Annotated in this window: 7 protein-coding genes and 1 pseudogene; 4 read left to right on the forward strand and 4 right to left on the reverse strand. The window is 40.2% G+C overall.

What is annotated here, in order from left to right; genetic code table 11:
• Positions 1–311: 311 nt before the first annotated feature.
• Both H9J30_RS20390 and H9J30_RS20400 read right to left on the reverse strand, forming a co-directional pair.
• Entirely contained in the window at positions 312–842 is a 531-nt protein-coding gene (locus H9J30_RS20390) for a fimbrial protein (protein ID WP_240132664.1), read from the reverse strand.
• A 901-nt stretch (positions 843–1,743) separates the two neighbouring features.
• Positions 1,744–5,997, reverse strand: coding sequence for an Ig-like domain-containing protein (locus tag H9J30_RS20400; RefSeq protein ID WP_240132665.1), 4,254 nt, complete (start codon positions 5,995–5,997; stop codon positions 1,744–1,746).
• Positions 5,998–6,945: 948 nt separating this feature from the next.
• On the opposite strand from H9J30_RS20400, the gene H9J30_RS20410 reads away from it, so the two are divergent.
• Entirely contained in the window at positions 6,946–7,497 is a 552-nt protein-coding gene (locus H9J30_RS20410; protein ID WP_240132666.1) for a hypothetical protein, read from the forward strand.
• A gap of 77 nt (positions 7,498–7,574) precedes the next feature.
• On the opposite strand, the gene H9J30_RS20415 is transcribed toward H9J30_RS20410, so the two are convergent.
• Positions 7,575–8,021: a hypothetical protein gene (locus H9J30_RS20415; RefSeq protein WP_240132667.1), complete on the reverse strand. Its 447-nt coding sequence runs from the start codon at positions 8,019–8,021 to the stop codon at positions 7,575–7,577.
• Between the two features lie 339 nt (positions 8,022–8,360).
• Between H9J30_RS20415 and H9J30_RS20420 the strand changes: the two genes are divergently transcribed.
• The 3 genes from H9J30_RS20420 to H9J30_RS20430 all read left to right on the forward strand — a co-directional run bounded on the left by H9J30_RS20420 (position 8,361) and on the right by H9J30_RS20430 (position 14,307).
• Entirely contained in the window at positions 8,361–10,658 is a 2,298-nt protein-coding gene (locus tag H9J30_RS20420) for a hypothetical protein (protein WP_240132668.1), read from the forward strand.
• A 15-nt stretch (positions 10,659–10,673) separates the two neighbouring features.
• The gene (locus H9J30_RS20425) at positions 10,674–12,335 is read left to right on the forward strand and encodes a toxin-antitoxin system YwqK family antitoxin (protein ID WP_240132669.1); all 1,662 of its coding nucleotides are present in this window, start codon (positions 10,674–10,676) and stop codon (positions 12,333–12,335) included.
• 286 nt (positions 12,336–12,621) lie between these two features.
• On the forward strand, positions 12,622–14,307 hold the full coding sequence (locus H9J30_RS20430) for a toxin-antitoxin system YwqK family antitoxin (protein ID WP_240132670.1): 1,686 nt from the start codon (positions 12,622–12,624) through the stop codon (positions 14,305–14,307).
• 156 nt (positions 14,308–14,463) lie between these two features.
• Here H9J30_RS20430 and H9J30_RS20435 read toward each other — a convergent pair.
• A pseudogene (locus H9J30_RS20435) lies at positions 14,464–15,660 on the reverse strand (IS256 family transposase).
• Between the last annotated feature and the right edge of the window lie 258 nt (positions 15,661–15,918).

The raw sequence follows: 15,918 nt of genomic DNA on the forward strand, positions 1-15,918 counted from the left end.
CGATTGTTTTTAAAAAAGCTTCCAAGAAATTATTTACTCCATCTGACAAACTATATAAGCTACTTTTTTCTTGCGCTATATAAATCAGATCACGGCTTATAATTTTATTTACAATTAAACCAACAGTTGTTTACGTAAAAAAATTTATAAGTTTATTTTTATAAAGCTTTCACCAATTTAATTTATTACTCTAGAAATGTTAAACTCTCAACCCACATACAATCAGCAACAATTTTATTCATCATCTGCTCGATGATTGTCGCACTCATGCAAACTATCGATGAGTGCGACAACCTATTTAGACGTACAGACTAGAGATATGATATCGCGTATTGCACAGTGCTAACTACACTACCCGGATCTATCATGCCAACTCCATCACGTACATATTGAACCACAAATTCGTGAGACGCAGCATTTTCATTCTTTTTCACAACCAATCCTGCTGTTCCAACGCTACCTGTCAGATCAACTTTGGTACCACCTGGTCCAGTTAAGATTTGTAATGCAACGTTCGTTGCTGTACCAGTATTTTTTAAGTTACCACCTGCAGTTAATTGATTAGCAACGAAGACAGTTTTAATTGGCTGATCTTTAACAGTATCAACAATACATCCTGTGACGCTTATTTTGAAAGCCGTCCCCCCTGCAGTAGCACCAACGTCAGGTAAATCAGAAGCCGCAATAGTTGGTAACAAAACCAATGGTTGTGAATTAGACCCATTAACATCCACTATACATGTCTGTGTTGCCACCTCACCTTTAAAAGTAATAATGTTAGAGGCTTGAGCATTAATTGCGAATATTGCAGTTATTGCTAATGTTAGAGTGAGCTTTTTCATATGTATACATCATTCCTATAATATAATTCATTTTGTATTTGTACGTATTATGGATAGTTTCGAACATTTACTCAGATAAATTAACACTTCTGGAAACGTACAACTGCCAGAGCAACCCTAAATTCATGTGGGAAAAATCTTAGATTTATTTACTACATAGGTTGAACTAAAACAGTAGCGCTGATCTGCATAACCTATCAACTTACCCATCAATAGCGGTTCGCTTACCTTCTAGATTGATGACGATACAATTATTAATTTAAAAGCCAAGGTCGAGTAACCCAAAAAGTCATCCTAGTGTGTTTTCGACTTAGTCATCACCTGAAATTCTCTCTATTCCACTGAGAGCCTTACATTGCTTTATCAACTCGATGTTTAAACTGAGTGACATCCCATTATTATTCAGATTATTTAATGTAAATTAGTCGCCTGACGAATAATAAAGATATTTTATTAGAGTTTCATAAATGTACATAATCATGCGACAATAAAAAATAAATTTAACAAGTGAATTAATTCGTCTTATAAGGTTCAATTGCTCTGGTGCTTTTTCACTTCTTGCTGTTATTGCGGGTGCATTGGTTAATGCCAGTCTACTTAACTGACTGGCATTAACCACTCTGGTGCTCCATTGCTGATTCAAAAGTAGAAAAGTTGAACTTAAGATTTACTGAGTGACTTTTTATGCCGAGTAGAGAAACCCCATCGGAATGGGGGAGTCGCTACATAAATGAGCGGACGACTTCTTGAGATTAAATCTCGGACTATTTGGCTGTAAGTTCAATATGGTTATGGCACTCATCGTCATCAATTGAAAGACAATAAGCCATAACTGTACATCACTAACATTGAGTTTGGTGTCATTACCGTTATGGCTTGTTAAGCCTGTTGAAGGTTAATTTTAGTTTATGGATGTTTCAATTAATCTTATTGACGACGGCGCGAGTTGCGATGCTACCGAGCTGCTGTCACCGCCATCGTTAGCACTTCCCCAAGTGACTACCGAGCCATCATCTTTAACGGCTGCAAAAGCTTGGTCATTTGAATAAATGGTCTTCACTCCAGAGGTTAACTGGCCTGAGACTTCGCTACTGTTAACTCCCGCCCAATCTGCTCCCCAAATCACCACCGAGCCATCATCTTTAACGGCTGCATAGGCTGCACTAGATGAGTAAATCACCTTTACTCCAGAGGTTAATTGCTCTGCGACAGCACTGCTGTCACCGCCACTGTCAGCATTTCCCCAAGTGACCACTGAACCATCGTTTTTGATCGCAGCAAAAGAATAATCATTTGAATAAATAGCCTTCACCCCAGTGTTTAGTTGATCAATAACAGCACTGCTGTCACCGCCATTGTCAGCATTTCCCCAAGTGACCACTGAGCCATCATCTTTCAGGGCGGCAAAGGCATAACGGGCTGAATAAACACTTTTCACTCCTGAACTTAATTGAAGGCTACTATCTGCAGTCCATTCGCCCCAAGTGACGACCGAGCCATCGTTTTTTATGGCGGCAAAGGCATTATCAGTTGCATAAATAGCCTTTACTTCAGAGGCTAACTGCGATTTAACTGCGTTGAAGCAAACTCCGCCAAAGTTGCCGCAGTTGGTGACAGGGCCCCAAGCGACGACCGAGCCATTATCTTTTAAAGCTGCAAAGTCATAGGCATTAGAACTAATAGTTTTCACCCCGGCGCTTAATTGACTAGCGACGGCGCTGCTGTCGCCGCCAGTGTTCGCATCCCCCCCCCAGGTAACCACTGAGCCATCGTTTTTGACTGCAGCAAAGGCAAAAGCGGTTGAATAAATGGCTTTTACCCCTGAGGTTAACTTATCGCTGACGGCGCTGCTGTCGCCGCCATAATCGGGTAGACCATACCCCCCCCAAGTGACCACTGAACCATCGTTTTTGACTGCAGCAAAGGCACTAAGGTTTGAATAAATGGCTTTTACCCCTGAGGTTAACTTATCGGCGACAGCGCTGCTGTCACCGCCATAAGGGTCATACCCCCAAGTGACTACTGAACCATCGTTTTTGACTGCAGCAAAGACAGCGTTGTTTGAATAAATGGTTTTTACCCCTGAGGTTAACTTATCGCTGACGGCGCTGCTGTCACTGCCATGATTACGATTTCCCCAAGTGACTACTGAGCCATCATCCTTAAGGGCGGCAAAGGCATAAGGGGTTGAATAAATGGCTTTCACTGCATTATAAGCATAAGTGGCATATTCAATACCGCTAGCCTGACCATAGATATCCTTGCCTTGCACATCAAGCCGAATGTTGAAGCCCTTATCTGCCGCTTGCAATGCATAGGTGTTAGATGTTCCAACCGTTAAACCATTGATGACCCAATTGTACCGATATTGAGTCGCATCACAGCGCTCACACTCAACATGCGCTTGTAATAGCCCACCCGTTTCTAAGGTGACGTCAAGCTTCGTTATCACAGGCACCGCTGGCGGCGTGATATCAACGGTTATGGAGCCTTGTGCATAATGCGCGGGATCATGACTGTCTTTAACGTTATAAATAAATACATCTTGGCCATACGTCCCAAGTTTTGGTGTGTAGGTCAGGGTATTGCCTGTAATCGTGACATCACCAAGCGCATTACCCAGCACATATTCAACACTGAATGGTGCAGCGGAAGGGACCGTTGAACTTATCTTATCGGTCATATCTACAGACACAGAGGTACCAGCTGGCGTTGTTAAAAACACATCTGCCGCCGTAATATCATGGGCGCCATACGGTGTGACCGTTACAACGATAGTCCCTGAGGTACTATGCAATCCATCGGACACTCGATAGGTTAACACGTCGACGCCTGTAAACCCATTTGGCGTATAAGTGACCCGTTGACCACTTAAGGTTGCCGTAGCAGGCGATGTCGCAGCACTAAGCGCAGTGATGACTAAATCGGAAGTAGGGGTTTCGTTATCCGAAATCACTGTCGACAAATCAATCGTGACGGGTGTATCGAGTAAAGTTTCAGCCGTTATCACTCCTGCAACTGGCGCAGTTGGATTATGATGGGTGACCTTAACGGTTACCGCTGCCATGGCATGGCCACCCCGACCATCGCTCACCGTATACACAAAACTATCAACGCCAACAATACCGTTTGGCTCGTATAGTATTTCTAAGGAATTGGCGGGGTTGACTGTGGCCTTGCCCAGCGCTCCAGTAATACTCACAATTTGTAGTGCATCACCATCGGCATCATGCACTTTATCTGCAACGGACAATGTTAACATCGGGTCATTGTCCAGCATGTGACCTTCAACAGCTTCTGCAGTTGGGATTGTATTACCCGGGGTACTGTCATTCACGGCAACCGTAACCACACCAATAGCGAACCCATTTTTACTATCGGTAATCACATAGGTAAACTGGTCTACCCCACGAAAAGCGCCAGGCGTGTAGGAAATACGGGTGTCAGCTTGCTTAACCGCACGATTATCAGTGCTGTAAACATTGACTATTTTCAATGCATCACCATCGGCATCCGCAATCAGCTTAAGTGCGGATAAATCAATATCCCAGACGGGTAATGTCGCGACATCAATTGCTTTATCTAAATCCTTTGCCGTTGGTGGGGTATTGGGGACTGGCGGATCCGCATCCATTGATGTTGCCACTATGTGCCCTAATGCATATCCGCCTTTTCCATCTTCAACGCTGTAAACAGCTTGGTCAACGCCCACAAATCCATTAGGCGCAAACGTGACCAGGCTACCGTTGAGGCTGAAACGACCTGATGCAGATATAAGCTGAGTGATGTTTAATGTGTCACCATCCTCATCATTGATGTAATTGAGCAAGTCAACTTTCACATTACGATTATTAACCGTGTCAAGCATGACATTATTGGCGTTCGGTGGGGTATTGTCAGGTTGCGGAGGGGCATTAATAACCACAATCACCTCTGAAGTGGCGGTTAATCCACTACCTTGCACGGTATAGCCAATATTGGCAACGCCTGGTGATTGCCCTAAATAAGTAAAGGTCGAAGCCGTTTTATCTGAAACCACCCCCAAACCAGAGTTATCTTGCACTTGGGTTAATGCCCAGCTATCGATATTACTGCTTGCAACTGATGCCGTTAAATCCACCCGTTGAGATTGTCCCTGCGCCAGCGTAAACGTTTGTGGGTATGCAGCAAGGCTTGGCTTCGCAGGCGCTTGTGGTGTTGAATCCGTTACGTGAACGGTAATTGTGGCTAAATCGTACCCTCCCCGGCTATCTGAAATCAGGTAGCTAAATTGGTCTACTCCGCGAAACTCACCAGGCGTATACATTACCTCCTGAGGCCCAACAATCTTAGCGCGACCGTTACCACTGTAGAGCGCCACAACGTGAAGACTATCACCGTCGGCATCACTCATTAACGCACTGAGATTGAGGGATAATGTGGACAGCTTTGCCACATCGATTGATTGGCTATCATCTTTAGCCACTGGTGCATTATTGGGGGCAATCGGCGCTGCATCCTTCGATATCACCGCAATATAGGCCATTGCATAAGCGCCACGTCCATCGTCAATGCTATATACCGCTTGGTCGACGCCCACAAACCCATCAGGTGTGAAAGTCACTTGGTGTTCATCTAAGGTGAAGCGCCCAGACGCAGAAATCAAATTGTTGACCCGAAGTGTGTCGCCATCTTCATCACTGATATAGTCGCGCAAATCAATACTGACACTTTGATTATTAAGCGTTTCTACATTGATATTGCTAGCTACAGGCACATGGTTATTAGGTGTTTCGCCTGCATTGACCGCAAAAATAATCTGCGACGACGCAGAGAGATGTTGCCCGCTTACCGTGTAATTAATAAAGCCAGCTCCGGCGGTTAGCGCTTTATAATCAAAAGAGGTTTTATCGCGACTAACAATAACACCAAGACCACTTTTATCATCTAAATCAGTCAGCTCCCAACTTGCCACATTTTGTGCACTGACCAATTGAGTTAAATCCACATGCTGGCTCTCACCTTGTTTGAGCACATAGACCTGAGGTTGAGCGGTTAAATGGCTATCAGGTAGTTTAGGGTCGATAATATGTTTATTATCACCGCTACAACCGATTAAGAGTAAATTTAATAGTGCGACAAATATCATGAGGCAGCTGAAGTGCTTGTTTTTCATAAATCGACCTACAACGAAGTTAAATGGAATTAATGCTTTACAGATGGCATTGACCGCATATGGAACAATAAAGCACCATTAAGGCGTTTAAGCGTTGTTGCCTAAATCAGTTTTAGGTGAGCCTTTTTCTAACAGATTTCCTAGTATTAATAGACTCTCTTGCGAATAGGCAAGCTAGTCCTATAGCTTTGTTCATCACTTTCATTCCAGCCAATAACTCACCGACTTGGCCGTTGTAGACACGCAGGCTCAATTTCGGGCTAATCAGCTGCTTGCTGAAGTTAATTGTAAACACTGAGCTCTGAAAACCTTTGATCATCAAGGCGGTTTCTATTGACGTGTCGTTGTACTGAAATCCCCGGCCTCGACCAGCATGATGTTCAGTACTGAGGTGTTAAGCGTCTGCTCGTCTATCCAAAAAGTCAGCGAGATCCGGTTTGTCCACGCCTTGTTATATTCCGGCCCATTGGAGATGCGATGCTTGGATTTGCCCAGCTGATAGCGGTTCCTACGTGGTATTCACAGGATTCGATCGTATTTGGGATGGAGGTTTCATTCATTTAACCAACAACACCTATGCAAACATGTAATTCGGAAATTTCAAGTATTTACTTTATGTCACTCATTGCTCTATTTATTTTTCGTGCGAATAGAAAATAGAGAAATATTAGAGTGCACACGTCACATATTCACGCATGTAAAGTACCATTGTTTTAAATTTTAAACTGTAAACAGAAAACCTTTCGATTGTAGGATATTTCCGAAAAAAAGAGAGAAACATCCAAAGAACTATGCTGGTAGCATTTTCAAGTAAATTTCATTGATCACAAGCAATACATAAGTTAGTATCAAATTAAGAGAAAGTGAAAAGTTATTAATCTTTAAAAAATATAATGTATCTTAAGAGTGTGAGATAGCTTTTTATAAAGCTATAAATTAGGAGCTAAAATGTCTGAACCTTATTCTTTTATTTTGCGCATCACAATTGACAAAATAAAATATCAAGAGTTTATGGAAGCTGCCCCAAGTCAGCCATGTATTAACGATCACTGGTTACAATGGTGGTATAGCAGAGAGATGTATGGCAAACTGAATTTAGCCTCAGAAATAAGTTCATGGAGTAACCTCCCTTCTAATCAAACAGTTGTTGATGAATGGGTAAAATCTAAAGAAACAATGTCGTTTTCTACGTACGATGAGGCGACAAACATTTGGGATTTTGGTATTATTATGTGTTCGGAGAGTTATACCGAAATACTTCCACTGCTTGTTTTTGCCGAAAGTGTTTTCAAATACAAGACTTACTCACCTTTGGATTTTGCGATTATTTATCCATATTTTTGGGGAGGTGATATTGTAATGGCATATATGACGTTCTCAAAAAATGCAGCAATATTAGACACGGCAAAGTCAGAAGCTCATATCGTCAAAGAGCATTTAAACTATGCTAATCATAGATTTGACACTGAATGGGATAACATATTGTCCAAAATAGAATAAGAATAGTTTTAAACGAAGCATTTAGCGTTTTTTTGGATCATAAGTCATTTATTATATGATTGCATGATTGTCCAGCATCAGCACATTCTATAAATGACTTTTAGTTTGCAGTTTAGGACTGTCTCTAATTCATAAATTTGATGACTTTCAATTAAATTACTGTCATCTACACGTACAATGAATTTGCTGAATCCCATAGGAAAATGATAGTATAAATTATTTAGGGTTGTCTTTTTTTTACAGCATGACATTGTAAATTCGCTAAGATTAAACCCGCTTATTTTTGAATAATCTTTATCCATGAGTTCTTGCCAAAGCTCAATTGAAAAACTTGAATTACAATGTGGACAATGAATAGTCTCAAAATTTTCTCCACAATGATGAAATTCTACATATTTAGAGGTTTCAATTTTTATATTTTTAAAACCCCAGCACTTAAGCAATTTTACAGCAAAGTTTTGAGATTCCCTCTTTGGTACGTAATCAACTGTGGTAGGGATGAAACAAATATAATGATCTGACATTTAACCACCTTAATTGTAAATTTTAAAATGCGACAAATTTCAATTGAGTTGAATACACATTTAATAAAATTACACATTGGACATTGGACATTGGACATTGGACATTGGACATTGGACATTGGACATTGGACATTGGACATTGGACATTGGACATTGGACATTGGACATTGGACATTGGACATTGGACATTGGACATTGGACATTACGTTTGATTGTTATGTTTTTTGTCAAGGCTATGATTTTTATAACTTACTAACGTAATATAACCTTTATTAGCTTGCGTTACAAGCAATATGAAAATCAAAGATATTTTATAATTAAAAACAACAAGGAGCAATCGTGAACCTTAATTACTTGAATAAAGTTGCTGTGCTTTTATTCATATCCGTGTTGATATCATATTTTTTTTTCGATGATAGTACCTTAAAGTTTAAACCTAAAAAAGGTGAAGAACGCGTTTACCAGGTGTACTCCACGATGGAGTTTAATGCCGAGAAAGGTGTGCCATCTGAAATAAAAACCTCCTCTAATCAGTTGGTACGTTATAAAGTTCTTGATACTGGACTGAATACTCGATTTGAAATGTTTGTCGATTATATAGATATGAAGGACGGTTCAAAAAGGATAAGCAATGTAACATCTTCCTCAACAGTCAATCCTGAAATGCATGCCATTTTCTCACAAGGTTTCGAGTTTACATTAAATAAAAATGATGGAAAGATTGTAGACTTTAGCGCTAAAAATAAACCTGTGTGGCAAGCTTTTTTAAAGGAACGCGGCGGTGAATTAGAACATAATCTCAAAAAGTTATTCACATCGCCAGGTATATATGATGAAATTCCTGCTAAAGAAGGTGCTGTCGTTGAGCTACCGACTTATCAGCATTATTCTAAGATTAAGCTTGAAGTGCTGCAAGTTACTGATGAGTATATATTGATTCAAGTCGAGGGTGAGCAAAATAAACTGTTTGGCAGACTAATGCTTGAACGTGACAGTGGATGGTTAATGCAAATGGCTTTAATTGTAGAGGAGAACTTTGAGCGTTTCGGTCAAAAAGGGAAAATTCGTAATAATATATTCATTGTGCCACAGATGCGTATGATGGGGAGTTTGGAACATACATTTTCGTGGAAATATGATTTTTCACCATATAAATATCAAAATCAATCCGAGCCGAAACTGAGCGATATCAATAAAACCTTAGCAAACTTAACAAGTGATACAGTATTTGGGAACGCAGAGGGTTATTATGAATTGGTTTATGACACTTTGTTTATCAATTACCAGCATGAATTTTCTGATGTTATAGTGCCAGGGCGCTTTAATTTGACTGATGTCACTGCCTATAGTGCAGATGGTAAAAAGACCCCGGTGCAACTAAATAAACTAGGACATTACAGTATTGTTGAAAAAGACGGTTTTCATCGTTCTTTGGAAGAGTTCTCGCTTACTGGTTGGAGTGAACCGGCTAAACAATTAGACTCAATTGTAGAGTTTCGTGCTAAAGCTCATTACCGCAGTGCTAAACAAGTTAAGTTAGAATTGAACCCAGATCCAACTAAAACAGTGAGTTTACAATATAACGATTTGCAGCTTGAGCTTATTCCTATAAAAGATACACCTCGGCGTTACATGCTTAAGACGCTGACGGAAGGTGATTCCTTTATCACATGGCAATTTGATGGCGCAGAAGGTGCCATGATAAATCACCAACATCCATCAATTAGTGGACCGGAATGGCTAACATTTAATGAGTTAATAATGTTGTCGTTAGCTTCATCTGCAAGATATGACTATACAATTTTGTTTGATTTCCCTGCTGAGCCGCAAACGTTATCGGTTTACGTTAATACGGTTGAGGACAGCAAAACTTTTACTAAAGATATACGTTTTATTCCGGTAGCCGATTATGAATCCAAAGCTGAATATCCCCCTATACATGAAGAGTTACTTTATCAGGATGATCTTTCTTCACTCTATCCTGATATTTATGATTATGATAAGCAGTCGCAGCCTGTAATTCCTTCGGATCCTGCGTTGATTGAGCCTCTGATTATTGCCAAATATGGTGTTGAAATACAATTGACAGCTGAACAAGCCGCGATGTGTGCATTAACAGTAACTGATGCGCCTCAAGTAAACGGTCACACATTACGATGGACATCTATAAACGAAAAAAACGATGATAACAATGACTTAAATCGCTACGTAAAGTACCGATTAACCAGTGAAGATGGTATTCGTCGAAATTTTTATGATATTCGTGTAAACAGTGTTCTATCTTGTTCAGGCACTCCGACGTGGCAGGCGCTCGAATATAAGCCAAGTAAAGGTTGGTTGATTGATGTCACTCAATTGCGAAATTTAGATACTAACCAAACCGTTGCCGAGTTTATGCGACGCTACCGTTTTTTAAATTCGCGAAATTTTCCGCTTGCACCATATATCCAATTTGATGCTACCGATTATTATCAACATCGGGATATTAAAAACTTTTATCAACGTCCATTGCATCAAGTTTTGGAACAAGACCGTTGGTTTAAATTGGCGGGCCGAACTGAACATATCGACGAGTTAACAGTTACCGGCAAGCCCATTGATAAAGCTATTGTTACTGTGTTTCCTGCACTACCTTAATATGAGAATATGAATATGAGAGTCGTACTATTTTTATCAATATTATTCTTTTCTTTTAGTTTGTCTGCTGAACGGGTTTTATTCGGAGAAGACTTTCAACTCACCGAAGATCCTAATGTGGCCGTATATTACCAAAAAGAAACCGCAATTAAGATAAATGATGCATGGATTGTTGAGCTATTCCATTTGGAAACTGGCCAGCTAGCTTTTAAAGGCAGTTTAAACTCAGCTAATGTATCTGAAGGAATTATCATTGGTGACTTTGAATTTTTTTATACTAGCGGTCATTTAGCCAGCAAAGGGAGTAAAGATATTAATGGAAACTATCAAGGAAAATACTCTAAATATAGAGAAAATGGAATACTTGAAGAAGAACTCTATTATCAGAACAATAATCTCGAAGGTGCACAAAAAAAGTACTTCGAAAATGGTCAATTACAAGTACATTTCCACATGAAGAATGGCACTCCACACGGATTGTATCTATACTACTATGATAACGGTCTGTTGGAATCAAGAATAAATTATGGCGCGGACAATATAGTCGATACTGTGACTTTTTATCCAAATGGCCAACCAGAGGATAAATTCACAAAGATTGCAGGTTATTTGGAAGGGGAAAAACTATATTGGTCAAATGATGGTTGGCTAGTACGAAAACAAAATTATCACAAAGGAAAACTCCACGGAGTAACTTTATATTATCAAGCTGCTGATTTGCTAAATGAAATTAGTAATTATCGGCATGGTGAGCGCGTGGGTTCCCAAAAATATTTCAATACAAAGGGAAGGTTGAAAACAGAAATAGTTTACGATAGTAAAGGTCGTGAAATTCAATACTATCACCTTGATGATGCGGGCAATGCCATCATACAAAACGAAACACACTATCTAAACAATAGTACAATAGTCACCAAAAAAGAATTCAATTCCGCAGGTATTTTGCTCTCCCTATATCAGAGTGATTCAGCTAAAAACTGGAGTCTTAGTCAACATTTTGACTCGAATGGGAAATTGAAGTATCGTAAAGAGTTGATTAATGACTTATATGAAGGTTTACATATCGATTCAAATTGGCATGGTGTTCAACACACCAATTACAGTAAGGGAAAAAAACAAGGAGCATACAAAGAGGATATTTATAGTGGTGGATTTATAACGGGACAATATAATTCAGATAACATGGTTGGCAAATGGGTTACACAAAGTGAAGATAGAGTACGAACAGAGCACTTTAACCTTCAAGGAAAGCCTCATGGAGAGCAAACTGAAATAACTAATGATGGAACTGTAATATACAGGGCTAATTATAAAAATGGTTTATTACATGGTAATTATTTAAAGCTTGATTTTGATAAACGGGTGCGAATGCAAGGTCAGTACGTTAACAACTTGCGCGAAGGTAAGTGGTTAGTTGAAGCAGAAGAAAGTTACGACATGGTTTGGCATGGGCAATATCGAAATGGTCGTGAAATTGGTATTTGGGAGGGACTTTCATCAAATAATCATTTATTAGGTTTCAAGCAATATAATGATTTGGGTCTGCCAATAGGTAAAAGTTATTTTTTTTATGAAAATGGAGAACTGGACCGTCGTATAGTTTTTTTTGCTACACACAGCAACATAACATATTACTCTAAAGGTGAACCTTCTGCAGAATATCAATATGCAGATTAAATTTTAGGGTAGCAACCAAATTTCTGTGTCATTCCTTTAAGTTATATCCCAAAGAGATGATTTATGACCGCACCTTTTTTTATATCAATGCTGCCATTCAAACTTTACATGTAGGTAAAGACCTCGCAGGGAAATGTCGGCATCTGAACCCCTTTGATTAAGCTACTCACTGAAGCGGCCTTAGCCGCAAACGCAAAGTAAGATAGCTATTTGGCGAACAGCTTGCAAGCCTATTGAATAGATTTGTCAACACACCTTTAACACCACATTAACTTAAGGGGTGGATATGAGAACTGTATTATCTCTATGGCCACTGCTTCTTTCCTTTAATTTGTCGGCTGAACAACTCTTATTCGGAGGGGACTGGCAACTTACAGACAATCGTGATGAAGCTATTTACTACCAACAACAAGCATCAATCAAGAAAGGTGGGGTATGGGCGGTTGAATTATTTTACTTGGAGACGGGCAAGCTTGTTTTTCGTGGCAGTTTAAATGCCGCTGACGTATCAAAAGGTGTTGTTGTTGGTGATTTTGAATTTTTCCATCCTAATGGTCAACTGTCCAGTAAGGGTTCAGCTGATAACAAGGGGCGTTACCAAGGTAGATATCTGAGATATGAAACTGATGGAAGTCTTCTTCAAGAGTCTCATTTTAAAGATAATATGATAGATGGTGAACAGAAAATATTTCACGTGAACGGTAAATTAAAAGAACGCTATCACATGTCCTACGGAGTTCGGCTGGGATTGTGGCAATCTTACTTTGAAAACGGTCAGCTGGAAGAGCAAGTTAACTATGGAGCCAATGGTATGGAGGGTCTATATGAAAGCTTCTATCATGATGGTAAACCAAAGGAGTCAGTCATGATGAAAGCTGGAAAGCGGGAAGGGGAATACAATTACTGGTCACCAGAAGGTAAGCTGCAAAGTAAGATATCTTATCTTGAAGATATGCTGCATGGTGAGTGGGTAACTTATCGTGATAACGGCACTCTTCAGGTTATAAGGCGCTATCAACATAATAAGCTGGCGGGAACTCAGCAATATTTTAATGATGATGGAAAATTAAATGGTGAGACAACGTATGATGATCGTGGTCGTGAAATACGAAGCGTGAGTTATAATGCCAAGGGTGACGTTATCGCTCAGACTGATACGCAGTATCTCTCAAAAGGAGTCATCAGCACGACCAAAGAGTTTACCTCGACAGGGAAAGTAATATATCTCCGTCAAAAAGATTCAGTTAAAGATTGGGAGCTTATTCAAGAATTTAACTCGGATGGGAAATTGAAGTTTCGTGAAGAGACCAAAAATAAATTATATGAAGGCTTAAGAGTTACAGGTGACGGGCATGGGATTAAATACATAAATTACAGTAATGGCAAGAAGCAAGGTTATTACAAAGAAAATGATTACGATGAAAAGGGTAAAGGGTTCGTGGTTGGGCAATATCATTTAGATAATAAGGTAGGTGAGTGGGTTACGCAAAGATATGGTCGAACAAAAACAGAAAAATTTAACCAACAAGGGCAGCTTCATGGAGAGCAAAAGGAAGTAACAGATGATGGAACTATAACCTATCAAGCATTTTATAAAAATGGTGTAATGCACGGTGCTTATTTAAAGATTGATTTTAACAAACGAACTGAAAATAAAGGTCAGTACGTTAATGGTTTGCGGGAAGGGCCATGGCTAACGAGGAATACTAACAGCAGTATTTACAAGTTATGGCATGGGAATTACAAAAATGGGCGTAAGATTGGCCGTTGGGAGTGCTTCTCATTGAATGGTCATTTATTAGGCTTGGAATGGTTTGATGCTAAAGGTAATTCTCAAGGTAAAAGTTATAGTTTTCATGAGGATGGAGCGTTGATATCTACACATGAGTACCTTGATGGACGTAGTGAGACATTATTTTACTCTGACGGTAGAGTCTGTAAATCTAATTGTATACCCATCATAAATAAGTAATTTTTAAACTACTTCTATAAAATAGCGGATCCTCTTTAGATCAAACTGCTCCGTTTAAAATCTTAACGGAACTTGATAAGCGATAATAATTGAAGCCAAAAAATCAAACAGTTTAAAATTTTTTCTGAGGCGGTATAATTCTGTGTCAGGTTAATTTCACAGATCGATATGGTTTTCTAAGCGCCCCTCAAAATGGATTGAGACCTGTGATAGCGTCAAATTCCAGTTTTGGATGGGGTGGGTCCAGCGCTCAGAGGCCTTCAATATACCCGCGTAAAGCAGCTTGAGTAAACTGTTCTCGTTAGCAAAACCGCCCTTCGTTTTGGTTAACTTCCTGAATTGTCGATGTACCGCTTCAACTGCATTGGTGGTGTAGATAGCGGTGCGGACATAGTCTGGGTATTTGAAATACACCGATAGCAGCGCCCATTTGTTACGCCATTGATTTAATCACCACGGGGTATTTATCGCCCCATTTTGTCTCCAGCTCATCCAGTGCCATCTCGGCCGCATTCAAGGTGGCAGCCTTATAAACGCACTTTAAATCCGCCATGAAAGCCTTTTGATGCTTTGAAGCAACATACTTCATTGAGTTGCGAATTTGGTGGATGACACACAGTTTTACTTCCTCCGTCTGTGGGTAGATGGTTTCAATCGCTTCAGGAAAGCCTTTAAGGCCATCAACGCAGGCGATGAGAATGTCTTTAACACCGCGATTATACAGGTCAGTTAGCACGCTTAACCAATGGTGAGCCCCTTCATTATCAGATAGATATAGGCCTTTACCTTCGACGATAAGGGCCAAAATGGTGTAAACCGCTTTGCTGATAAAGCGGCCGTTCTCTTTGATTTTATAGTGAATCGCATCGAGCCATATGACGGGATAAAGCGGCTCGAGTTCGCGTTCACGCCATGTTTGAAGCTCAGATAGTAACTTGTCAGTGATGGCGTTCACCGTGCCGTTGGACACCGACATGCCGTACATGTCTTCGATATGCGCGCGAATATCTTGGTAGCTGGAGCCTAATGAAAATAAGCCAATGATTTTACGCTCCATTTCATCGGTAAGCTGGGTTTGGTGCTTTTTGACTAATTGAGGCTCGAAGGTGCCCGCTCTGTCTCTGGGCGTGTTTAACTCGAAGTTGCCAATGGGGCTTTTAACCGTTTTAGTGGTTTTACCGTTTTTATGATTGGCACCTTCAGTGCACGCCAAATGGCCATCCAGCTCTGCCGCTAAGGCCGCTTCAGTGAGTTGCTTAATCAAATGGGTAAGACGCCATCCTTGCCGGTGAGGTCTTTACCTTCACGCAGCGCTTGAATGGCAGCATCGATATCAAAAGTAGGTGTGGTCATAAATCATCTTCTTTTTGGTATAGCTTAAAGAAATGACACAGAAATTTGAGCACTACCCCTCCTCCAACCTAGTTACGCAGATAGGGCTAACTTTGCTACCATTCCTATAATGTGCAACCTTGTTCCAGTCATGGGAAAAGTGCCGCAAAATGGAGGTCTGATTTTACCATGAGCGGCTTGTCCCTGCTTTTTATTTCTTTTTCCTTAAAGAATAATATAGCCATTTATAATTTTCCTTATGGCTAGCAAAGAGCAATT

Origin of the sequence: Shewanella cutis (genome assembly GCF_022410515.1) — a bacterium.
Taxonomy (GTDB): domain Bacteria; phylum Pseudomonadota; class Gammaproteobacteria; order Enterobacterales; family Shewanellaceae; genus Shewanella; species Shewanella cutis.